Genomic DNA, 22,467 nt, shown 5'->3' on the forward strand with positions numbered 1-22,467 from the left:
TTTCTTTTAAATTCTGTTATCATTCATTAATGAAAGCGTTTGCGCCAAGAATTTTTTAAATGTAAAAAATGAAATGGGGTAGCATGATGGAAAAACAATGGTGGAAAGAAAGTGTTGTATATCAAATTTATCCACGTAGTTTTATGGATAGTAATGGTGATGGGATTGGTGACCTTCGCGGAATTATTTCAAAGCTTAATTATTTACAGGAACTAGGTATAGATGTGATTTGGCTATCACCAGTTTATGAATCTCCAAATGATGATAATGGCTATGACATTAGCGATTATCGAAAGATTATGGATGAGTTTGGAACGATGAACGATTGGGATGAATTATTAAGTGAAATGCATAAACGTAATATGAAATTAATGATGGATTTAGTCGTTAACCATACTTCTGATGAACATAATTGGTTCATTGAATCTCGTAAGTCAAAAGATAATCCATTTCGAGATTACTATATTTGGCGTTCTGGGAAAGAAGGAAGAGAACCAAATAATTGGGAAGCAGCTTTTAGTGGCTCAGCTTGGCAATATGATGAAATGACAGATGAATATTATTTACATTTATTCTCTAAAAAGCAACCAGATTTAAATTGGGATAATGAAGTAGTACGACAAGATGTTTATGAAATGATGGAGTTTTGGCTTGAAAAAGGAATTGATGGTTTCCGTATGGATGTGATTAACTTCATTTCTAAAACAGAGGGATTACCAACTGTGAAAACAGACAAAGAAGGTTATGTATCAGGCCATCAATACTTTATGAATGGGCCGAACATTCACGCGTACTTACATGAAATGAATCAGAAGGTATTGTCAAAATACGATATTATGACAGTTGGTGAAATGCCAGGTGTAACAACAGAAGAGGCTAAACTTTATACAGCGGAAGAACGTCAAGAATTACAAATGGTATTTCAGTTTGAACATATGGATTTAGATTCTGGAGAGGGAGGAAAGTGGGATGTACAGCCATGTCCACTCCTTACGTTAAAACAGAATTTAACAAAATGGCAGGAAGCATTAGAACAAACAGGGTGGAATAGTTTGTATTGGAACAATCATGATCAGCCTCGTGTTGTCTCTCGCTTTGGTAACGATAAAACATATCGCATTGAATCAGCGAAAATGTTAGCGACAGTACTTCATATGATGAAAGGTACTCCTTATATTTATCAAGGAGAAGAAATTGGGATGACAAATGTTCATTTTGCTTCGATTGATGAGTATCGTGATATTGAATCGTTAAATATGTATCGTGAAAAAGTAATAGAACACGGTGAAAGTGAAGAAAAAGTGATGCAATCGATTTATATAAAGGGGAGAGATAATGCTAGAACACCAATGCAGTGGAATGCAGCTGAGCATGCTGGTTTCACGGCGGGAGAACCGTGGATTGGATTAAATCCTAATTATAAAGAAATCAATGTAGAACAAGCTTTACAAGATTCGAACTCTATTTTTTATTACTATAAAAAATTAATTGAACTTCGTAAAAAACACGAAATGATTGTGTATGGAACATATAATTTAATTTTAGAGAAACATCCTTCAATTTTTGCTTATGTGAGAACATGGAAAGACGAAAAATTACTTGTTATTGCAAACTTTACTGAGGATAATTGTATATTTGAAATGCCTGAAGAGTTAAATTATGATCATTCAGAATTATTGATAAACAATTATGATATACGAGATGAAGAAATTAAGAGTATCAATTTACAACCATATGAAGCAAGAGCATATAAATTAAAATAATGAAAAGCCTTGTGTAATCTTTGACACAAGGCTTGTATCCCGTATTAACTGCCCGTAAAAGCCCAATCAGTGCGGATGGAGCCCCACTGATTTAAGTTTCACTTTATATTTTACCATTTCAAAATGGAAAACTCATATGGTGGCAGTGTAACCTGTAATGAGTTTACTTCTGCAGAAAATTCTTCATTTGTATATAAATTTACAATTTTTTTACCGGCGATATCAAAAGGTATAGGAGCTGATATTTCATTGTTTGTTGGATTTAAAACAATGAAAATTGTTTCTTCTTCATGTGTTTTTGTATAGGAAATGTAGCCCTGCCCATCATTTGCTTCAATAAATTGAAGTGTTCCATGGCCACCAAATGCTTTATATTGTTTCCGTAATGAAAGTAATGTTTGGATATGTTTAAGTAATGCCTTATCCTGCTTATTTTCATCCCAGACCATACATTTGCGGCACTCGGGATCCATTCCGCCATCCATCCCAATTTCATCACCATAATAAATACACGGTGAGCCGATGAAAGACAGATGGAATACATACATTAACTTTACCTTATCTTTATTTCCGTTACAGGTTGTTAAAATTCTTGGTGTGTCATGACTGTCTAATAGGTGAAAAGCAGCCTCGTTTACGTTCATGGAATAAGAATGAAGAGAAGCTGTAATTTGTTCCATAAATTCACTTGCCCCAATTGTTTCGGTTGCAAAATAAGAAAGGAGGGCATTTGTAACAGGATAGCTCATGACGGCATCGAATTGATCACCTTGCAGCCATGGCAGGGCATCATGCCAAATTTCGCCTAAAATATAGACTTCAGGGTTAATCGCTTTTATTTCACTACGGAACTCCCTCCAAAAGCTATGATCGACTTCATTCGCTACATCAAGACGCCAGCCATCAATGTGAAATTCTCGTACCCAATAACGACCGACTTCGAGTAAGTATTCTTTTACATCTGGATGAGCTGTATTTAATTTCGGCATATATGGTGTAAAGGCAAAGGTATCATAGTTCGGAAGAGGTTCTGTTACTACCGGAAATTCATGAATATGAAACCACTCTTTATATAGTGATTGCGTACCATTTTTAAGAACATCTTGAAATTTATCAAAAAAGTATCCGCTATGATTAAAAACGGCATCTAGCATGACTTTTATGCCGCGTTCGTGACAGCTATTAACAAGCTCTTTAAACGTTTCCTTCGTCCCAAATTGTGGATCAATTTCCATATAGTCGATCGTGTCATATTTATGATTAGAGTGTGCCTTAAAGATCGGTGTAAAGTAAACACCAGTAATACCGAGTTCTACAAGGTAATCAAGGTGCTGGATAACACCTGCAAAATCTCCACCGAAAAAGTTAGTAGCTGTCGGAGTAGTACTTCCCCATGGGAGTGTCTTTACAGGATTACATGTAGCATCTCCATTGGCAAAACGCTCTGGGAAAATTTGATACCACACTGTATCTTTTATCCATGAAGGGGCTTTAAAAACATCCTGTTCATGAATAAATGGAAAACAAAAAAAGTTGCCAACATCATCACGAGGTATGTCAGGGAAAAAGCCGCGTTCTGTATAGATAATCGTTTCTGTATTGTTTTTTAGTTCAAATCCATATCGTAAGCGCTTAAATTTTGGATCAATTGCAACGAACCAATAATCAAATAAATTTGTTGAGCCGATTTTTTTCATCGATTTGGTTGCTGTACTCCATTTTCCATCTTGCCATTCATAAGGATCGCCATGAAGGATTGAGACAATATCGACATCGTTTTTTTTCGTACGTAATCGAATATGAAGCGTTTTTTTATCGTAAGCGTATGCGTAATTATCCTTCGGTCTATGGTATATTGCTTCTTTAAACATATAGAAAATCCCCCTTTGATATCTCTATAAATAAGAATATATTGCAAACGGTTTCTGTTATTATAATTTTAATGTTGCTTATAAGGGTAGTATTCATTTCATATAAAGTCAATGGATAAAAAGTATAAATGACATAAAATTTTTGAAAAATACAGAAAGAAAATATTTGCAAAATATATAAAAGAATGTATAATGATAGACAAATAGCGCAAACGTTTTCATAAATTAGAAGATTGTTTGCGCTTCTATTAAACTATTAAATGCAAACGTTTTCATTTTTTGAGTGGATTAGTACATATAATTTTGGGGAGGTTTTGAGAGTGAAGAAAGCATTATCGCTAGTAACAGTTTCAGCTCTGGCAATTGGTATGTTATCGGCATGTGGTCCGAAAGATTCAGGAAAAAAGGAAGCGAGTAAAGAGAAGAAGGATTATGATCTTCTTGTTTGGGAGGATCTCAAAAAAGGTGTTGCATTAGAACCAGCAGTAAAAAGCTTTGAAAAAAAATATAATGTAAAAGTAAAAGTTGCCGAAATTCAAATGACAGATCAAACAAAAAAACTACGTTTAGATGGTCCAGCAGGTACAGGTCCTGATATTGTCACATTACCACATGATCAAATTGGAAATGTTGTTACTGAAGGTTTAATTGATGAAGTAAAGGTTGATGATGCTGTAAAGAGCAAATTTACCGACTTATCTTTAGAGGCTCAAACTTATAAAGGAACATTATATGGTTTGCCAAAGGCGATTGAAACACCTGTATTTATTTATAATAAAAAGCTTATGCCAAAGGCACCAGAAACAATGGATGAGTTATATAATTTCTCGAAAGATTTCACAAAAGATGGAAAGTATGGATTTTTAGCGTTAGGAGATAATTTGTACTTTGCGAACGCATTTATGGCTGGTATGGGAGGATATATCTTTGGTGAGAAAGATGGAAACCCGAATACAGCCGATATCGGATTAAATAGTAGTGGCGCGGTGCAAGGGATGGAATATATTCAAAAATGGTACAAGGAGAACTTATTCCCAAAAGGTATTATTGGTGAGAATGGTGGGGCAGCTGCAGATGGATTATTTAATGAAGGAAAAGCTGCATCCATTATGAACGGTCCTTGGGCATTTCAAGCTATGGAAAAAAACGGAATTGATTATGGGGTAGCACCAATGCCTAAATTACCAAATGGTCAACCGATGAAAACTTTTGTGGGTGTAAAAGGATGGCATGTAACGAGTTTCTCAAAAAATAAAGATTTAGCAACGAAATTTGTTGATTGGGTAACAAATGAAGAAAATGCAAAAATTCGTTATGAAAAATCAAAAGAAATTCCTCCTGTAAAATCGCTAATGGAAGATTCAATGATTAAAGACAGTGAAGCTGCAAAAGCAATCACTAAACAGGCTGAGACAGGTACTCCAATGCCAAATATTCCAGAAATGCAAGAAGTATGGGAACCTGCGAGATTTGCATTAGAGTTACTTGCAGCTGGAAAACAAGAGCCAAAAGCAGCACTTGATGAAGCTGTGAAACAAATTAAAGGAAATATTGAAGCAAACCATAGTAAGCAAAAATAAGACGGAATTCGTATCTCTTATAAAGGAGAGGTACGAATTCTCCTCCTTCCAAGGGGAAGAAAAAAGGGGGAATAAACATGCAAACATCCATTGAACCAGCGCAGGGAGTGAACGGTTCAAAATACCGCAAAACAGCCGCGATGTTGTCAATCATTCCAGGTATTGGTCAAATATACAATAAACAATATGTAAAAGGTCTTATCTTTCTTGTATTAACAGGTTCATTTGTTATAGCTTTTGCTGATTTATTAAATATGGGATTATGGGGAATTGTCACGCTTGGTACAGAAGTTCCTCGGGACCATTCTATCTTTCTATTAGTGGAAGGGATTTTAGCACTAATTGTTATTGCATTTGGCCTAGGAATATATGCTTTAAATTTATATGATGCCTATCACAATGGGAAAAAACGTGATATAGGAATACCGTTAAATTCTGTGAAAGAACAATACCGTAATTTATTAGATCAAGGTTTTCCATATTTGATGGTTTCGCCAGGATTTTTATTATTGATCTTTGTAGTGGTGTTTCCAATTATTTTCGTATTCTTAATTGGATTTACAAACTATGATTTATATCATTCTCCACCGGCGAAATTAGTAGAGTGGGTTAGTTTTAAAAACTTTGTTGATATCTTCACTTTACCAATGTGGAGAGATACATTTTTAAGTGTATTCTCTTGGACGGTTATTTGGACATTTGTCGCGACTACTTTACAAGTAGCACTTGGGATTTTCTTGGCCATATTAGTGAACCAACCTGGTATTAAAGGAAAAGCAGTGATTCGTACAATCTTTATTTTACCGTGGGCAGTTCCAGCATTCGTATCCATTCTTGTCTTCGCTGGTATGTTTAATGAATCATTTGGAGCAATTAACAATCAAGTGTTAGCTTTATTTGGAATTGAGAAAATTGCTTGGATGACGGATCCATTTTGGGCGAAAATTGCTTTAATATTCATTCAAACATGGCTTGGTTTTCCATTTATTTTTGCAATGACGACTGGGATATTGCAATCGATTCCAGGGGAATTGTATGAAGCAGCTACAGTAGATGGTGCAACGGCATGGCAACAATTTAGAAAAATTACATTGCCGCTTGTTTTGTATGCAACAGCACCGATATTAATTACACAATATACGTTTAACTTTAATAATTTCAGTATTATTTATCTATTTAATAGCGGCGGGCCTGCTGTTTCAGGGCAAAATGCAGGTGGAACAGATATTTTAATTTCCTGGATTTATAAATTAACGATGACATCAGCGCAATACGGAAAAGCAGCAGCACTTACGATGATCTTATCGTTAATTGTTATTTCAGTTGCTTTATGGCAATTTAAAAGAACAAAATCATTCCAAGAAGAGGATATGATGTAAATGAATATAAAACGACAGAAGATGCTACGTCTTTCATTAAGTTATTTCGTAATTTTTATAATGTGTGTTATTATTTTCTATCCATTATTATGGATTGTTGGTTCATCGTTTAATCCAGGAGATAGTCTATCAGGATCAAGTATTATTCCGGAAAATGCAACGTTAGATCATTACCGGAAGTTATTAGACCTTTCGCAAAGCAATTATTTACTTTGGTATAAAAATACACTAAAAGTAAGTGTTTTGACGATGATTTTCTCGGTACTATCCATTAGTTTTACAGCTTATGCATTTTCAAGATACCGTTTTGTTGGAAGGAAGAATGGTTTATTAACATTTTTAATTTTGCAAATGATACCGAATTTTTCGGCGTTAATTGCGCTTTATGTATTAGCTCAACTAACAGGATTAATTGATACGCATTTATCGTTAATTTTAATTTATGTCGGCGGGGCAATTCCGATGAATACGTGGCTTATGAAAGGATATTTTGATACGATTCCAAAAGAATTAGATGAGTCAGCTCGTATGGACGGGGCAGGCCACTTCCGTATTTTTTGGCAAATTATTATGCCACTTGCAAAACCAATTGTGGCAGTCGTAGCTTTATTTACGTTTATTGGTCCGTTTACCGATTTTATTTTAGCGAGTATCATTTTACGCACGCCAGAAAATTATACATTAGCTGTTGGATTATATGAAATGGTAGCGAAGAAATTTGGTAATGAATTTACAACATTTGCAGCTGGATCTGTATTAATTGCAATACCAATCTCTATTTTATTCTTATCATTGCAAAAATATTTTATTTCAGGCTTAACGGCTGGAGGTACGAAAGGATGAGAATGGGACATTGTGTTCCATTCCTCTTTTTTTGGAGAAATTCGGATTCATATGATATCGTAAGGAACAGATGTGAAAAAAATAGTATATTATAGTATAGGAAAATAAGCTGCTATCCCTTACAATACATGAAGAGGGAGAATATTAGTTTACATTAAAATAATTTTTTTGAGAAATGAAATAAAGTAATGGTGGCTTTCATTTTCTCCTAATATCTGTGGAATGCAGAATAAAAATAGATATGAATGAAGAATGAGAAGAGAGGAGGAGATTTAATGACAGTTACAATTAAAGATGTAGCAAAAAAGGCGAATGTTGCACCATCTACTGTGTCTCGTGTAATTGCTGATAATCCAAGTATAAGTGAAAAAACAAAGCGTCGTGTTCGTAAAGTAATGAGCGAGTTAGGATATCATCCGAATTTAAATGCGAGAAGTCTGGCGAATCAAACGACAAAAACGATTGGACTTGTTATGCCGAGTTCTGCAAACAAAGCATTTCAAAATCCATTTTTCCCAGAAGTAATTCGAGGAATTAGCTCGTTTGCACATGTTGAAGGTTATGCACTGTATATGTCAACTGGTGAGACGGAAGAGGAGATTTTTAATGGCGTTGTGAAGATGGTACAGGGTCGTCAAATTGGCGGAATTATTCTTCTCTATTCACGTGAAAATGATCGTATTATTCAATATTTACATGAACAAAGTTTTCCATTTGTTTTAATTGGGAAGCCGTATGAGAGAAAAGATGAAATTACATATGTAGATAATAATAATTATACAGCTGCAAGAGAAGTAGCGGAATATTTTATTGCATTAGGGCATAAACAAATAGCATTTATTGGTGGCGGTTCTGATTTGCTTGTTACAAAGGATCGCTTAGCTGGAATGAGTGATGCATTAAAACTAGCTGACATTGTGTTACCAGATGAATATATTTTACATTTTGATTTTTCAAGAGAGAGCGGTCAACAGGCTGTAGAAGAGTTAATGAGTCTTGAAAAACCGCCAACAGCAATTATGGCAACAGATGACTTAATTGGTCTTGGAGTATTGAGTGCGCTTGCAAAAAAAGGAGTTTCCGTACCGAAAGATGTTTCTCTGGTGAGTTTTAATAATGCTTTATTGTCTGAGATTGCAAGTCCACCGCTTACAACAGTCGATGTGAATATTTATCAGCTCGGGTATGAGGCTGCAAAAGCTTTAGTAGACAAAGTGGAAGGCTCTGAATCTATCTCGAAATGTATCATTATTCCACATAAATTACTCAAACGTCAAACTTGTGATCAACACGTATAAAAAAGCTAAGAGTTTTATCTCTTAGCTTTTTGTTTTAAAAACTTTTCTAAACGATCGCAGCCTTCTTTTAAGGTTTCCATACTATAAGCGTATGAAAGACGGAGGTATCCTTCGCCATACGTTGAGAATGCTGTTCCTGGAACAACAGCAAGTCTAGCCTCTTTGACAAGGTCAATAGCAAAATCAAATGAAGAAGAAGTGATATCGCCAACGTATGGGAATAAATAAAATGCTCCCGTTGGTTTTTCAACAGTAAGCCCCATTTGAATAAGTCTATTATATACATAATCACGGCGTTTTTTATATTGATGTCGCATCATTTTAGGTGCATCTTTCGCTGCTGTTAATGCTTCGATTGCAGCGTATTGTGAGATTGAAGTTGCACACGTAACATTGTATTGATGCACTTTTAAAATATGCTGTGCTAAATAGCTTGGAGCAAATAAAAGACCGATGCGCCAACCTGTCATTGAATGGGATTTTGCTAGTCCGTTAATAACAATTGTTTTATCACGCATTTCTGGAAAATGTGCAATGGACATGTGACGTTCCTCATATACAAGTTCACTATAAATTTCATCAGAAAGAATGAAGATGTTTTTATCTTTTAAAACATCTACAATATCTTTTAGTTCTTCTTTTGACAGTGTAACACCAGTCGGATTTGAAGGGTAAGGTAAAACGATGCATCTTGTTTGATCTGTAATTGCGTTTTGAATCGCTTCTGCTGTTAGACGGAAGCCTGTTTCACGAACATCTATAAAAACAGGTGTGGCGCCACATAGTCTAATAATAGGCTCATAGCCTGGATAAATAGGAGCTGGTAAAATGACCTCTGTTCCCGGCTCTAGGATGGTACGAAATGTAACATCAATTGCCTCGCTAGCCCCAATTGTAACGATGGTTTCATTTTCAGGTGAATAGTGTAAATCGTAATTTTCCTTTAGAAAATGGCAAGCTGCCTTACGTAACTCTAATAAGCCAGCGTTGTGTGTATAGGTAGTATAGTTTTCTGAAATAGCTCGCTTTGCAGCTTCTTTTACTAAAGAAGGAGTTGGAAAATCTGGTTGTCCAATTGTTAAAGAAATGAGATTATCGTAGTTTTGAATCATATTAGAAAATTGGCGAATACCAGAAATTTGGATATCCTTCACTCTAGGATTAATGAATTGTTCCATGTTGTCTCCCTTTCTTCCGTTTACAAAAATTTCTTTTATTTTACCATAAATTTTATATGTACGCTTTAGAGTGCATATAAAAAAGCCGCTGAAAGCGACTTTTTAATACCCATATTCCCAATCTATTTCATCTTCATTCCAAAGAACAGAAGACACTTTTCCAAGGTGTACAATAGATTCATTTACAGCACATGTGCAATTTTCTTCTCCAGCCTTATCTTGTAATTCCTCGTATACTGATTTATCCACATTTTCGAGAACAACCAAATTCTCCTCTTTTAAAACAAGCGTAGTCCCTGCCATATTTATCTTCCTCCTACTAAAATAATAGTCACTTATTTGTAAACCTAGATAGTATTTATATGCGATATGTTGTTATAGATGTCCGTTTATTGGACAATTTTTATTGTATTTGTTAACCCGTGTTCATTGTATACTACATCATGATAGTTTGGTACAGGGTTTACAATCATTTCGGAAAGTTGTAACATTTCTAAACGTTTATTCATAAATGATTTACAAATATGTTAAGAAAAATCTAAATTTTAAAACAAAAGTGACTGTAAAATGATATAATCATATCAAAATACATGTAGAGGATGAAAGGGTATGGAGCTAATCCGTGATTTGATGATTCAAGTTGCTATCATTATTCTACCACTGTTTTTATATGAAGCGATTCGCCTAAACCGTTATCAAGATATGCTTCCAAAGCCCAATCGCTATTTTATTATGTTTTTATCTAGTGTTACGCTTGTTCTTTCCATGACATACCCAATTTGTTTTGGGAATATTTGCGATTACAATTTTCATGCAATTCCAATTATTAGTGGTTTTTTGTATGGCGGGATCGCAGGGATTATCCCAGCTTTTATTTTTATAATATACGAATGGTTTTTGAATGATTTACAGTGGCTTCGAATAATAGAAGTGTTATGTCTTGCAATTATTCCTTTATTGTTATCAAAAAAGTGGTCTGTTTTTCCAAGAGAAAAAAAACTTATCTTAGCTCTTATTATTTCATCTTTATATGTTTTTGTTGGCTTAGCATGTAGTATGCTTGGGAGTTTACTAAGAGTGGACTTTATGCAATCTACGTCGCCGTTATATAGTGGATACATATTTGCGTCCCTTATTATGGTTATGACAATGGTATTTCAAGTGTATTTAACAGAGTATTTAAATGAAAATGTACTGTTACGTACAGAGATGCAAAAATCTGAAAAATTAAACATTGTAAGCGAGCTAGCGGCAAGTGTAGCACATGAAGTTCGAAATCCTCTTACAGTTGTTCGTGGTTTTATTCAACTATTAGAGAGTACTGAAGATGTGAAGAATAAAGATTATATGCGTCTTGTATTAGCAGAGCTGGATCGGGCCGAACAAATTATTTCAGATTACTTGAATTTAGCTAGACCACAAATTGAAAAAAAGGAACATATATGCTTATCAGCACAGCTTATAGAAATGACGACTTTAATGTCTTCATTTGCAGCTATGCAAGGTGTGTATTTACAAGTTGAAATTTCTGAGAATCTTTATACGATTGGCGATAAGACAAAGTTAAAGCAAGCAATTATGAATATTGTTAAAAATGGAATTGAAGCAATTCAAGAAAACAAAGGATATTTAAAAGTAACTGCTATTCAAAAAGATGATGTCATTATAGTACGAGTAAAAGATAGTGGTGTTGGAATGACGAAAGAACAGTTAGCTAGGCTTGGGCAGCCGTATTATTCGTTAAAAGAAAAAGGAACAGGTCTAGGGCTTATGGTTACCTTTAGTATTTTACAAGCACATAATGGTACGCTGGAATATAAAAGTGAGAGTGGAAAAGGAACGGAAGCAATGATTACATTACCAGCAGTTAGAAATAAGGAATAAAAGTTACCGATAGAAGGTAACTTTTTGTTTATTTGCTTGTTTTTTCTGGTTTGGCTCGAATAAATAAATTTTTAAATGTTTGAAATAAAGTTTGCTCCTTTGAGGCAGCGATTAGTCGTTTTGTTTCTTGAATTTCACGAATGACTTGTAGAAGTTGTGCATCTCGATTATTGTCTTTATTGTAAACATCATTAACAAGCTTGTTCATTTTTTGTTCTTGTTTTGACTCACGCTTATACATATGATTCATTAATAAGTCCATTTTTTCTTTTTGTAATTCATCTGTTTGAGCAGCATGATCAATAAGTTCTTGTAGCATTTCTTCTTGTTTACCTTCTTTAACATACACTTGTTGCATTAATTCATCTAGTTTTTCATCTTTTAATCGGTTTTGTGTAATTAAGGTGGAATTTTGATGAATAATTGCTTCATTTAATTGAGCGAGCATCTCAAGTTTTAACATGAATTCTTCAAAATGACGACTTTCTTCTTTCTCTTGTACTTCTTGATGTTGTTTTAATAATGGTACAGGTGGACTGTCTTTTTCTTTTAAAATAATAGGAATTGTTTCTGTAATATCTTCTTGTAAAGTGGCTGCTCGTTCATGAATTAATTTTAAAAGTTTCATATCATCCATTTTATATATACGAGCATCAGCGGCTTTTGTAATTGTATAACCGTGCTGTTCTAGAAGTTGACTATATTTTCGAACTATGTGTTTTGGGATTCCGGTTTTATTTGTAACATCCTTCGTTTTATATGTTGCCTCCATGGCATTTCCTCCCCAAAAAGTATCGTATATACAAATTCCATCTTTTATTCGAACTTCCTTTGAAAAAGAATGTCGGAAGTCTAGAAGTTTTCTACATGATTAGTGAAAAGTTGCATGAAAATAAATGTTTTTGGCGTAAAGGGGAAGAAGGGATAAAATAATGTCTGAAAACATATAGGAAGGAAGTTTGTTATAATAGCTTAGGAAAAGAAATTAGGACCGAAAACGGAGGTATATATGAAACAATTAAAAGGAATTATCATTTCGATTATTGCTATTTTTTCTATTTTGCTTGCCATATATGAAGCATTTACACCAACAGAATCAAAGACTAAGAAAGAAGGTACATATGATCAAGTTTTAGAATTTCCAAAAGAACGTTATCCAGAGACAGGAAAACATATTGCAAGTGCGATGAAAGAAGGGCAGTCTAAAGTGTGTACGATTGATCGAAGTGGTGCCGCTGATAGAAGGAAGTTATCTCTAGCTCCATATCCAGCAAAAAAAGGATACGATCGTGATGAATGGCCAATGGCAATGTGTAAAGAAGGCGGAAAAGGTGCACATATTGAATATATTAGTCCTGCTGATAATAGAGGCGCAGGTTCTTGGGTTGGAAATCAGTTAGATAAATATCCGGATGGGACTCGTGTGAAGTTTGTTGTGAAGTAGCAGGTGATTGGAAAAACTACTTAAAATCAATAGTAGAAAGGGAAGGATAGTTGTGGAATTAACAATTTCCTATTCACAATTAATCGTGATGAACTATGATGGAGAACAGCCTTATGTAGACTGGACGAGTGAAGACTTTGAGAGAGGATACGCTGAAGCAGAAGGTGTAATTGTTTTTGAGGCGATTTCTGATTATACGTGTGAAATTGAAGGTGTGGTTGGGAAACATACTGAGAAAGAAAAGGTAATGAGAACGATATCAGCACCATTTTCGGTAGGAACTGAGGGGGTTTTCATAAGTAGCATTCTTTCAAGTAAATTACATATTCCAATTCCACAAGGCGAATATATGCTAGTGCTGCAAATAACGCCACTTGAAGAGCCGACGGAGGATGAATTGTATAGAGTTCGGTATGAATTATTTTTTGAAGAGTAAGAATGAAAAAGCCAATGCCATGAAAAATAAAAGGTGACATGCACACATTTTTTTGTTGGCTTTCAATTGATATGGAGCAGGACGAGGATTTGATTGTTGCTATGTAGAGCCGGATACTCTCTCCGATCTAAAAAGAATAGAGGTTGTTTTTCAGTTTGGGTATATAGCTTCACCATAAACAGCAAAGACAGCTAGTTGGAAAATATATAAATCCAATTTGATTTTTTAACAGATACATTATGGTTATGAAGAACAGACAGAGACCTTCATTCATTTTCTTCTTCTGTTTTCACATGGAATGGGGCTAAAAAAGGAACTGACCGCTTCTATGCCTGGCCAGATGCTCTCATCCATCTAAAAAGAATGGTTTGATGTTAGTTTTTAAATTTGGATTTATATTAAAATAGGGTATCCTGTGAAAGGACACCCTATTTTAATTAAGCGTTTGTTTTTAAAAGAAAACGAGCCTCTTTAGCAGCTTGCACCATATGCTCTAAAGCGGGTATAACTTCTTCTGTTCTTCTTGTTTTTAAACCGCAATCTGGATTAATCCAGAAGTATTTTGGATCACATACTTTTAATGATTGTTCTACAATGGTATACATTTCATCTTTACTTGGAACACGAGGGCTATGAATATCATAAACACCTAAACCAATGCCTTTTTCATATGTTGTATGTTCTAATGTTTGAATAAATTCACCATGGCTTCTTGATGTTTCAATAGAAATCACATCAGCATCTAAAGCACGGATTGCATCAACAATATCTTCAAAGTTACTGTAACACATATGTGTATGAATTTGTGTTTCGTTCGCTACAGAAGAAGTTGATAAAAGGAATGATTGAACAGCCCATGTAATATATGCATCCCAATCTTTTTCCTTTAATGGCATCCCTTCGCGAAGGGCGGGTTCATCAACTTGAATAACACGAATGCCAGAAGATTCAAGTAATTCGACTTCATGACGAAGTGCCAATGCAATTTGATATGAAACCTCTTTTCGTGAAATGTCATTTCGAACGAATGACCAATTTAAAATTGTCACAGGTCCTGTTAACATACCTTTGACAACTTTATTTGTAAGGCTCTGTGCATACGCAGTTTCTTTAATTGTCATCCCGCTAATAAAGGCAACGTCACCATATATTACAGGTGGTTTTACACAACGAGAACCATATGATTGTACCCAACCATTTTTAGTGAAAGAGAAACCAGCAAGTCGTTCACCGAAGTATTCTACCATATCAGTACGTTCAAATTCACCGTGAACGAGCACATCAAGGCCGATTTCTTCTTGATATTGAATCCATTTTTTAGTTTCCTTTTCAATAAATGTTTCATATTGTTCGTTTGTAATATCACCACTTCGCCATTGTTTACGCGTTTGACGAACTTCAGTAGTTTGCGGGAAGCTACCGATTGTTGTTGTTGGAAGTAGCGGTAACTGCAATGCTTCTTGTTGCAAAGCATAACGTTTTTCAAATGGAAGAGGACGAGAGAAGTCTTCTTCTTTAAGACCTGCACGAGCTGCTTTTACATCTTCACGATTACGCGCAGCTGAAGAACGTATAGCTTCATGAGCGGTGCGGTAAGTAGCTAATTCTTTTTTCACACTGTCTACACCTTCAGAGAGTGCGCGTTTAATAAGTACAAGTTCTTCTAATTTTTGATTTGCAAATGCAAGAGCATCAAATAGTTCTGTCGATAAGTGTATTTCTTCTGTTTTATCAATCGGAGTATGCAATAAACTACAAGAAGGTTGAATAATCCACTCTTGCGGTGTAACACGGTCTTGTAATGTTTTAAATAAAGAAAGAATCTCATCGAGATCAGCTCTCCAAATGTTACGGCCATCTATACAACCGATCCCTAAGATTTTGTCGGCCGGGAAGCCATGCTCTAAAATAGCTTTTACATTTCCTTCTTTACCGTGAACAAAGTCCAATCCAATGCCGGATACAGGGAATGTAATAATCTCTTCATAATTTTCTTCTACACTATCAAAATAAGTTTGTAGAATAAGCGATACATGTGGTACACCTTTACGAATTGTTTCATAAAGCTTTTTAGCTTCTGCGATTTCTTCTTTAGTTAAAGAGGCGAAAATTGGTTCATCAATTTGTACGAAGCGTGCGCCAGCTTCATGTAATTCAGTTAATAGTTGTATATAAGGTGCAACTAGTTGATTTAAAATAGTTGCAAATTGATCTTCTTTATATCCTTTTGCTAATTTTAAGAATGTATAAGGTCCTAATATAACTGGTTTTCCATCGATACCTAATTCTTGCTTTGCTTCTTCGTATAAGCGAAGTGGTCGATTGTCTTTTAAGGAAATATTCAATCCTTCTTCATATTCAGGAACAATATAATGATAGTTTGTGTTAAACCATTTTGTCATTTCAGAAGCAACGTGATCTTTGGAACCCCGTGCCATTGCAAAATATACATCAAGATAAGAAGAAAACTCCGAAAAACGTGATGGAATAAAGCCAAGCATGTAGGCTGTGTCCAGCACGTGGTCATAATATGTAAAGTCGCCAATTGGAATTAAATCGATTCCTTTTTCTTGTTGAACTTTTACATGTTGAAGGCGGATTTCTTTCATTGTCGTTGAAAATTGCTGCTCATCAATTTTGTTTGACCAAAAAGCTTCCAACGTTTTTTTCCATTCTCTGTGTAATCCAATTCGTGGATACCCTAAATTACTTGTTTGAATTGCCATTTTAAATTCCTCCCTAATTAAAAGTAAGCATTTCTGTTTACTCGGAAATGCTTGTCACGAAAGGGGAAAGGTACAAAAAATATCCCTCTCTTCTCGTTTCTAACACCTAATCAGCAGCCGTGAGTCTATCAGTGTTGTTAAAATAGGCAGGTCTCTTGGCTTATGCGTTATACGATTTCTTTTCCCTTCCCGTTTTCACAGTGGTATAGAAAAGAGGTCTTTGCACTTACAGTGGCGGGACCGCGTTGGAATTTCACCAAACTTTCCTTTTAAACACGAAATAAGAAATCCCGTGTGCCTATTTTCCTTTTGAAAGGAATTTAACAAGCGAATATGATATTGAAACAAATTTTAACACAATTTTTTAAATTTTGTCTACTGTTTTAAAATAAGAATATTTCAAAGTTTTGCATTCTTATCATTTAGAATATTTTATTTTCAAATATGTTAAAAAACTATTTTTTTACAAAAAAATGCTGTATCTAAAGGACTGTAAGAAGAAATGTGATTTGGTATATGTAAGGGTAAAGTGGGAAAACTGCTTATAAAAATTTAGATAAAGATTTTTATCTCGCTATTTGCGGACAGCTCGCCCCCACCTCAAGATTCAGAGCGTGGGGGCGAGCTGCCCGTAAGAGCCCGATTGGTGAGGGCTGATTAAAGGGTCACTTTATAAGCAGTGAAGGAAGAGAGTTAGTGCTAAGACATATTATATGTCTGTTCCGATTTCGGAAAGACGCCCAGTACTTGCGTCTTTATATAGCTCATTTAGCCAATTTAATTCAACTGTAATATGTTCAATAACACTTTTTAAAATATAAAGTTGTGCACGAGGAACATTTTTTTTGCTATGTTCGTATATGGATTGCATCGTATGTAAATATTGAACTGTGTCAGTTATCTTTTGTTCTAAAATAGGGATGATTGTTTTTTCGTCACCAAAATGAGCGAAAGATAGTGCTGAATAGATTGGTTTATATATTTGATTTTTAGCTTCGAATTGCTTTAATAGTAGCGTCTGGAAAAGTTCTTTTCCAGTTTCAGTTATATGGAAAATCGTTTTATCGGGTCGATTGGTATCGCGTATTACATTTGTAACTGCAATAGCCCCTTGTTTTTCTAGTTGTTCAAAAGCGTAGTAGAGAGATCCTTTTGCATATTTAATGTAACAATCCATATGACGTTCTTTCATTATATGTTGCACTTCATATGGATGTTTATCTCCTTCGAGTAGTAAGCCGAGGATGACTAGTTTCATACTCATGCTGTTTCAACTCCTGTAATATAAAATTTTAAAATATTATAAACGGTATATCTCTTTTGATAAAGAGATATACCGTTGTTTTAGTGTATATTAACTGACTTGTTTCTGTTTGTTTTTTGTTCCAGTTACGAGACGTTCTTTGCCCATTAGTGTAATACAGATCATGCTTAGGACGGCTGGAATAAGCGCCCAGAAAAATGTATCAGCGATAGATATCGCAAGTGTTTGTTTAATTCCATCCAATATGTGAGGTGGAATTTTTTCAGTGGCCTGTGGTGATAATAAAAAGCTTGTATCCCCATTTTTAGGTGCCATTTTTGCTAATTCTGGTGGGAAAACCGATGTTAATTTATCAGTGAAAATATGATTTTGAATCGTACCGAAAATTGTTACACCAAGAGTCATTCCGAGAGAACGAAAAAATGAATTTGTGGATGTCGCAGAACCACGGTCTCTCATTTCTAAATTGTGAATGGAAGACATGCTTAAAACAGAGAAAGAGAATCCAACTCCAAGTCCAGCAAGAACCATAAAGAGCGTTACAAGTGAGCGAGGTGTTTCCATTGTTAAAGTGCTGAGTAAATAGATACCAAGTATAAAGAAAATACCAGACACAATCATGATGTTACGGTAACTTGTTCGGGAAGCAAATTGTCCACCAGCTTGACTTCCAATTACAGAACCTACCATCATCGGTGTTAAAACTAATCCGGCATTTGATGCGGAACCACCGAGAACACCTTGAACAAAAATTGGAATATAAACAGTGCAAATAATAAAAGCTGCTCCATAGAAAAAGGCAACTCCTTGACTTGCTGCAAATAAAGGCTTTTTAAATAAATGGAAAGAAATAATTGGCTCTGTTGCTCGTCTTTCTATGAAAAAGAAAATGATAAGCATGAGAACAAACGTAGCAAATAGTCCAAGAATCATGTTAGAATCCCATGCATATTCCTTACCGCCAAGTTCTAGTGCAAACATTAAGCAAACAATGCTTATTACAAGCGTGATGGCACCAGCCCAATCAATTTTTTGTTTTCTATATTGTAGAGATTCTTTGTAATACTTCGAGATGAAGAAGAAGGAGATAAGCCCTAATGGAATATTAATATAAAATACCCAGTGCCAACTTATATAATCTGTAATATAAGCCCCTAATAAAGGTCCAAATACGCTTGATGTTCCAAAAACCGCGCCAAATAGTCCTGTCATTTTCCCGCGTTTTTCTGGGGGGAATATGTCATACATGATTGTGAAGGCAATTGGCATGAGAGCACCGCCACCAATTCCTTGGATTGCTCTGTAAATGCTTAACTGTTCAATGCTCGATGCCGTACCGCAAAGAATTGAGCCTAGCAAGAAGAGAAGCAAACCACCGATATAAAACCGCTTCCGTCCGTACATATCAGACAATTTACCGAAAATCGGCATCCCTGCCATTGTTGCTACCATGTAAGCTGATGTGACCCAAACAAATTTATCAAATCCTCCTAGGTCTCCAACGATTGTTGCCATGGCAGTGGCAACGATTGTATTATCCATTGCTGCCATTAAAATACCGAGTAACAATCCAGCTACAACAAATTTTGTTTTGTTTACTTTGTTTTGAGATGTTTGCTCTTGCAAATGTATTCCTCCTTTTATATAAGATTAATCGCTTTTTAGAAAAAGCTAATTGGTAGTTCATGCTTTAGTATGTCTTTATGTACGATTATGATTTTATCGTTTCCTTTATTAAGATGACGTTCTTTTGTCATAAAGAATAGAAAGCTTAATTTATATTATAGTCAAATTTGACTATAAAGCAATTTTTTTGTTCTGTAGCTTGTAATATTGAAGACATAAAAGGAGGAATGAAGAATGATCAAGTTTATAGCTATTTAAAATGTTTTTTTTATCATGTTGCCGAATAATATAAAGGGACAGATAAAAACCTATGATTTAAGATGAAGAAGAGAAGGTTAGGTTATGATTTAGGAGTGCAGAGTAAATTTATACAGATAATATCATTTGGAATGAGGTGAATTGTTATTGTGAAAATATGGGAAATGGGTTTAGAGAGAGAAGTGTTTCCGACGTCTTTACAACCTGTTATGTGGAGGGAAGGTGGTTCTAGAGAAATTACGATAAAACAGTCTAATCCAAATGTCGCAGTAACATTACAAATTCGCAGTATAAAAGAGCAGTGTTTTTCACAAGAAGTAGTTTATGGAGTACAGGAAATTCTTTTTATTCAATTAGAAGTTGAAAATAGAGGAAGCGAAGACATTTCGCGCGTAATCGTTAGTCATATGATTCGTGATCATTTTGCATATATGCCTAATACATTACAAACGAATAAAGGGGCGGGGGAGTTTTTATTTCAACTTGTAAGGTGGCGTATTGATGAATTACTATCAGGTGAAAAAGCGCAATTAATCTGTCAGGTGAAAGCATCCCGTATACAAATCCCGTCATGTATTTCGTTGTGTGCCACATATACATTTCAGCAGAAGGGCCAATTATATGGGCCGTTTCAAACAAAAGAAGTAATCTCCAAACAAAAATAAAAAGGAACCCCATTGGACGTGGGTTCCTTTTTTAATGCAACTTATGCTTCTTTAGTAATTTTTTCTGCTCCAAGCCTTTTTTTCCGACATAGTTATTTTTATATCCGAAGTATAAGATAAATAAGAAAGAAGTAACATTTATGATTGCATCAATTTGATCGTTTGTAATAAAAGAAAGACCAAATGATTGAAATAATAGTTTTAATGATAAGAGAAAACCGGTTAAAAAACGAAGGATGTCTGGAATATTTTCTTTTTGTAACATTTTTTTCTCCTTTCTGTAAGGGGTATATACTATATATATGAAATAGAAACGAAATGGATACAAGTTTGAGAGATAAAATGGAAGAGAAATATATACATTTTTATTTTTAAAAAAAAGTATTATTAATATTGAAATATATATTGTGATGAACGAAGAATGTATATAAAGCATAAAGGAAGATTGGCAGTTCGCTACCGAATCGATAGCAATGCGTGGTGTATAGATATTCAGTCGTGTTGCTTTACTTATAAGTTATATTATATAAAACATAATTAGTTGTTATTTTAGAAGATGATTGATTTAGGACGGGGGAATTCAGGCGTAAAAGTAGAATTATATAAGTTTTTTCGTAACAATTTTTTTTCTTTTGTTACAAAAAGAGAGTATTTTGTAACAAAAGTCTTTAAAAATAGATTTAAACATCATATAATTATGATGGATGTGTCAATACATTTTGCACAATGTTTTTCATTTAAAAAGTGTAGAGGGAACAATCTCTACACTTTTCTTTTTAGGGAATAAAAAGAATTTTTGTAAATTGTTGCAAGTAAACCTTTAGAGTGTGTAAAATGGACAAGAAAAGTTTGATAGAAAGATAGAAAGGGAATGATAGAATGGAAGACGTGAGGAGCCGACAGTGGCTTTTAATGAAGCTGCTAGTTTGCAATTCGTGTTATCGTGGCGGGGGGTTCATATTTCAATCCTTTACATAACCTGTAAGAGTTGTAGTCATACAGGGGAATTTAATCTAGTTCGCCAATGATTAGGTGAAATTTAGATGAAATAAAAAGTACTGGTGAAATTTAATTAGGAGGAAAAGAAGTTGAAATATAACAAAATAGCAATTGTAGTAGCTTTATCTATGACAGTATTGGCTGGATGTTTCGGTCCGAAACCAGAAGAGGAGTTATATGTAGCATTTGAAAATGCTGCGAAGCAAGAAAAACCAATGTTTGAAGATGCCAAAAAATTAGAGGGATTAGAAAAAGAAGGTCAAACATTATATGGTCAAATTGTACAAGAAGGAAAAGATAATAATCAAGCTGTGAAAGAAAAATTAGATCAAGCAATGAAAAATACAGCAGAACGTGGAAAAGTAATGGATAAAGAAAAAGAAGCATTGAATAAAGCGAAAGAAGAAGTGAAATCAGTTGATAAATTTGTCGGGAAAATCGAGAATGGTAAGCTGAAAGAACAAGCAGACAAAGTAAAGAAAACTTACGAAAAACGTCATGAGTCTTTCAATAAGCTGTATGATAGTTATAGTAAATCATTAAAATTAGAAAAAGAACTATTTACAATGCTTCAAGATAAGGGAGCGAAATTAAAAGATATTAGTGATAAAGTGAAAAAGGTGAACCAATCTTATAAAGATATTGATGCTGAAAAAGATAAGTTTAATGAATATACAAAATCATATAATACAGAAAAAATCGCATTTTATAAACAGGCGAATATAAAAATAAAAGAAGAAAAAAAATAAAGCAGGTTGGCTATTATAGCCAAGCCTGCTTTATTTTTTCGTATACGTACGACGATACCAAGGGATTGGTTCACTCAATTTTTTTTCTTGTTTTAGCGCTTCTGGTCCAATGTAATCTTGGAGTGTTTTTTTTGCTACTGCTAAAGAAAGATTCGTTTTGGGGTTTCTATAGGAAGATTCAAGGCTACCGAGATGTGGAAGTGTATTGAAATCATCTTTTGTAGGAGGGATATGGAAAAAATAGTCGCCTAATCGAACGAGAACATCTGATTGTTGCTGGCTAAAGCGTGGATTCCTAGAGAAATGTAATCCTTCTTTAATTGCTTTTTTTTCACGAATTAAACGTTCTAAAGCAAACTTTTTCAACCAATATAGGTATTTAGGATTCGTCGCGGCTTTAGCATGCCGGTTTACAATGAAAATAGATTGAGCCAATTGATCAATAGAATATTGTTTGTGCGAATGAGACTGCGGTTGTGAAGCTTTCATAATGGGATCCCCTTT

General features: G+C 34.6%; 19 protein-coding genes and 1 riboswitch. Of the genes, 10 read left to right on the forward strand and 9 right to left on the reverse strand.

The window, feature by feature from the left end; all coding sequences use genetic code 11:
• The first annotated feature begins 68 nt into the window (after positions 1-68).
• Complete coding sequence (locus ACX5JI_RS03350; RefSeq protein WP_459499672.1) at positions 69-1,763, forward strand: glycoside hydrolase family 13 protein; 1,695 nt, start codon at positions 69-71, stop codon at positions 1,761-1,763.
• 110 nt (positions 1,764-1,873) lie between these two features.
• On the opposite strand, the gene ACX5JI_RS03355 is transcribed toward ACX5JI_RS03350, so the two are convergent.
• Positions 1,874-3,634 carry an alpha-glycosidase gene (locus ACX5JI_RS03355; protein WP_459499673.1) on the reverse strand — a complete coding sequence of 587 codons (1,761 nt, stop codon included), beginning with the start codon at positions 3,632-3,634 and terminating at the stop codon, positions 1,874-1,876.
• Positions 3,635-3,954: 320 nt separating this feature from the next.
• On the opposite strand from ACX5JI_RS03355, the gene ACX5JI_RS03360 reads away from it, so the two are divergent.
• The 4 genes from ACX5JI_RS03360 (at position 3,955) to ACX5JI_RS03375 (ending at position 8,734) form a co-directional block, all read left to right on the forward strand.
• Positions 3,955-5,214: a sugar ABC transporter substrate-binding protein gene (locus ACX5JI_RS03360; protein ID WP_459499674.1), complete on the forward strand. Its 1,260-nt coding sequence runs from the start codon at positions 3,955-3,957 to the stop codon at positions 5,212-5,214.
• Positions 5,215-5,291: 77 nt separating this feature from the next.
• The gene (locus ACX5JI_RS03365; RefSeq protein ID WP_459499675.1) at positions 5,292-6,593 is read left to right on the forward strand and encodes a sugar ABC transporter permease; all 1,302 of its coding nucleotides are present in this window, start codon (positions 5,292-5,294) and stop codon (positions 6,591-6,593) included.
• Positions 6,594-7,436 carry a maltosaccharide ABC transporter permease MalD gene (gene malD, locus ACX5JI_RS03370; protein ID WP_459499677.1) on the forward strand — a complete coding sequence of 281 codons (843 nt, stop codon included), beginning with the start codon at positions 6,594-6,596 and terminating at the stop codon, positions 7,434-7,436.
• A 275-nt stretch (positions 7,437-7,711) separates the two neighbouring features.
• Positions 7,712-8,734: a LacI family DNA-binding transcriptional regulator gene (locus ACX5JI_RS03375; protein ID WP_459499678.1), complete on the forward strand. Its 1,023-nt coding sequence runs from the start codon at positions 7,712-7,714 to the stop codon at positions 8,732-8,734.
• Between the two features lie 14 nt (positions 8,735-8,748).
• Here the strand turns inward: ACX5JI_RS03375 and ACX5JI_RS03380 are convergent, their stop codons facing one another.
• Positions 8,749-9,912 carry an aminotransferase A gene (locus ACX5JI_RS03380; protein ID WP_459499679.1) on the reverse strand — a complete coding sequence of 388 codons (1,164 nt, stop codon included), beginning with the start codon at positions 9,910-9,912 and terminating at the stop codon, positions 8,749-8,751.
• 102 nt (positions 9,913-10,014) lie between these two features.
• Positions 10,015-10,215 carry a protein YkzT gene (locus ACX5JI_RS03385; RefSeq protein ID WP_459499680.1) on the reverse strand — a complete coding sequence of 67 codons (201 nt, stop codon included), beginning with the start codon at positions 10,213-10,215 and terminating at the stop codon, positions 10,015-10,017.
• 306 nt (positions 10,216-10,521) lie between these two features.
• Here ACX5JI_RS03385 and ACX5JI_RS03390 point away from each other — a divergent pair, with 306 nt between their 5' ends.
• Positions 10,522-11,796 carry a sensor histidine kinase gene (locus ACX5JI_RS03390; RefSeq protein WP_459499681.1) on the forward strand — a complete coding sequence of 425 codons (1,275 nt, stop codon included), beginning with the start codon at positions 10,522-10,524 and terminating at the stop codon, positions 11,794-11,796.
• A gap of 28 nt (positions 11,797-11,824) precedes the next feature.
• On the opposite strand, the gene ACX5JI_RS03395 is transcribed toward ACX5JI_RS03390, so the two are convergent.
• Positions 11,825-12,568 carry a DUF3967 domain-containing protein gene (locus ACX5JI_RS03395; protein WP_459499682.1) on the reverse strand — a complete coding sequence of 248 codons (744 nt, stop codon included), beginning with the start codon at positions 12,566-12,568 and terminating at the stop codon, positions 11,825-11,827.
• Between the two features lie 237 nt (positions 12,569-12,805).
• On the opposite strand from ACX5JI_RS03395, the gene nucA reads away from it, so the two are divergent.
• Entirely contained in the window at positions 12,806-13,240 is a 435-nt protein-coding gene (gene nucA / locus ACX5JI_RS03400) for a DNA-entry nuclease (protein ID WP_459499683.1), read from the forward strand.
• A gap of 52 nt (positions 13,241-13,292) precedes the next feature.
• Complete coding sequence (gene comJ / locus ACX5JI_RS03405; protein ID WP_459499684.1) at positions 13,293-13,676, forward strand: competence protein ComJ; 384 nt, start codon at positions 13,293-13,295, stop codon at positions 13,674-13,676.
• A 437-nt stretch (positions 13,677-14,113) separates the two neighbouring features.
• Here comJ and metE read toward each other — a convergent pair whose 3' ends face one another.
• From metE to ACX5JI_RS03420, 3 genes are all read right to left on the reverse strand, one after another.
• A complete protein-coding gene (metE, locus tag ACX5JI_RS03410) occupies positions 14,114-16,402 on the reverse strand; it encodes a 5-methyltetrahydropteroyltriglutamate--homocysteine S-methyltransferase (protein WP_459499685.1) in 2,289 nt (762 codons plus the stop codon).
• Between the two features lie 128 nt (positions 16,403-16,530).
• A riboswitch (cobalamin riboswitch) is annotated at positions 16,531-16,719 on the reverse strand.
• Positions 16,720-17,111: 392 nt separating this feature from the next.
• On the reverse strand, positions 17,112-17,666 hold the full coding sequence (locus ACX5JI_RS03415; protein ID WP_459499686.1) for a PadR family transcriptional regulator: 555 nt from the start codon (positions 17,664-17,666) through the stop codon (positions 17,112-17,114).
• Between the two features lie 90 nt (positions 17,667-17,756).
• Positions 17,757-19,292, reverse strand: a complete 1,536-nt coding sequence (locus ACX5JI_RS03420) for an MDR family MFS transporter (protein ID WP_459499687.1) — start codon at positions 19,290-19,292, stop codon at positions 17,757-17,759.
• Positions 19,293-19,699: 407 nt separating this feature from the next.
• On the opposite strand from ACX5JI_RS03420, the gene ACX5JI_RS03425 reads away from it, so the two are divergent.
• The gene (locus ACX5JI_RS03425) at positions 19,700-20,215 is read left to right on the forward strand and encodes a hypothetical protein (protein WP_459499688.1); all 516 of its coding nucleotides are present in this window, start codon (positions 19,700-19,702) and stop codon (positions 20,213-20,215) included.
• A 31-nt stretch (positions 20,216-20,246) separates the two neighbouring features.
• Here the strand turns inward: ACX5JI_RS03425 and ACX5JI_RS03430 are convergent, their stop codons facing one another.
• Positions 20,247-20,480, reverse strand: coding sequence for a phage holin (locus ACX5JI_RS03430; RefSeq protein ID WP_459499689.1), 234 nt, complete (start codon positions 20,478-20,480; stop codon positions 20,247-20,249).
• Positions 20,481-21,342: 862 nt separating this feature from the next.
• On the opposite strand from ACX5JI_RS03430, the gene ACX5JI_RS03435 reads away from it, so the two are divergent.
• Positions 21,343-21,963 (forward strand): YkyA family protein, encoded by a 621-nt coding sequence (locus ACX5JI_RS03435; protein WP_459500271.1) that lies wholly within the window; start codon positions 21,343-21,345, stop codon positions 21,961-21,963.
• A gap of 30 nt (positions 21,964-21,993) precedes the next feature.
• Here ACX5JI_RS03435 and ACX5JI_RS03440 read toward each other — a convergent pair whose 3' ends face one another.
• Entirely contained in the window at positions 21,994-22,452 is a 459-nt protein-coding gene (locus tag ACX5JI_RS03440; RefSeq protein WP_459499690.1) for a YkyB family protein, read from the reverse strand.
• Positions 22,453-22,467 lie beyond the last annotated feature (15 nt).

This window comes from Bacillus sp. C1 (assembly GCF_054570475.1).

What these genes read in the sequence shown, in the direction of transcription:
- ACX5JI_RS03350 (WP_459499672.1), top strand. Translation starts at nt 69, where the DNA reads ATGAAATGGGGTAGCATGATGGAAAAACAATGGTGGAAAGAAAGTGTT.
- ACX5JI_RS03355 (WP_459499673.1), bottom strand. Translation starts at nt 3,634, where the DNA reads ATGTTTAAAGAAGCAATATACCATAGACCGAAGGATAATTACGCATAC.
- ACX5JI_RS03365 (WP_459499675.1), top strand. Translation starts at nt 5,292, where the DNA reads ATGCAAACATCCATTGAACCAGCGCAGGGAGTGAACGGTTCAAAATAC.
- malD (WP_459499677.1), top strand. Translation starts at nt 6,594, where the DNA reads ATGAATATAAAACGACAGAAGATGCTACGTCTTTCATTAAGTTATTTC.
- ACX5JI_RS03375 (WP_459499678.1), top strand. Translation starts at nt 7,712, where the DNA reads ATGACAGTTACAATTAAAGATGTAGCAAAAAAGGCGAATGTTGCACCA.
- ACX5JI_RS03380 (WP_459499679.1), bottom strand. Translation starts at nt 9,912, where the DNA reads ATGGAACAATTCATTAATCCTAGAGTGAAGGATATCCAAATTTCTGGT.
- ACX5JI_RS03385 (WP_459499680.1), bottom strand. Translation starts at nt 10,215, where the DNA reads ATGGCAGGGACTACGCTTGTTTTAAAAGAGGAGAATTTGGTTGTTCTC.
- ACX5JI_RS03390 (WP_459499681.1), top strand. Translation starts at nt 10,522, where the DNA reads ATGGAGCTAATCCGTGATTTGATGATTCAAGTTGCTATCATTATTCTA.
- ACX5JI_RS03395 (WP_459499682.1), bottom strand. Translation starts at nt 12,568, where the DNA reads ATGGAGGCAACATATAAAACGAAGGATGTTACAAATAAAACCGGAATC.
- nucA (WP_459499683.1), top strand. Translation starts at nt 12,806, where the DNA reads ATGAAACAATTAAAAGGAATTATCATTTCGATTATTGCTATTTTTTCT.
- metE (WP_459499685.1), bottom strand. Translation starts at nt 16,402, where the DNA reads ATGGCAATTCAAACAAGTAATTTAGGGTATCCACGAATTGGATTACAC.
- ACX5JI_RS03415 (WP_459499686.1), bottom strand. Translation starts at nt 17,666, where the DNA reads ATGAGTATGAAACTAGTCATCCTCGGCTTACTACTCGAAGGAGATAAA.
- ACX5JI_RS03430 (WP_459499689.1), bottom strand. Translation starts at nt 20,480, where the DNA reads ATGTTACAAAAAGAAAATATTCCAGACATCCTTCGTTTTTTAACCGGT.
- ACX5JI_RS03435 (WP_459500271.1), top strand. Translation starts at nt 21,343, where the DNA reads ATGACAGTATTGGCTGGATGTTTCGGTCCGAAACCAGAAGAGGAGTTA.
- ACX5JI_RS03440 (WP_459499690.1), bottom strand. Translation starts at nt 22,452, where the DNA reads ATGAAAGCTTCACAACCGCAGTCTCATTCGCACAAACAATATTCTATT.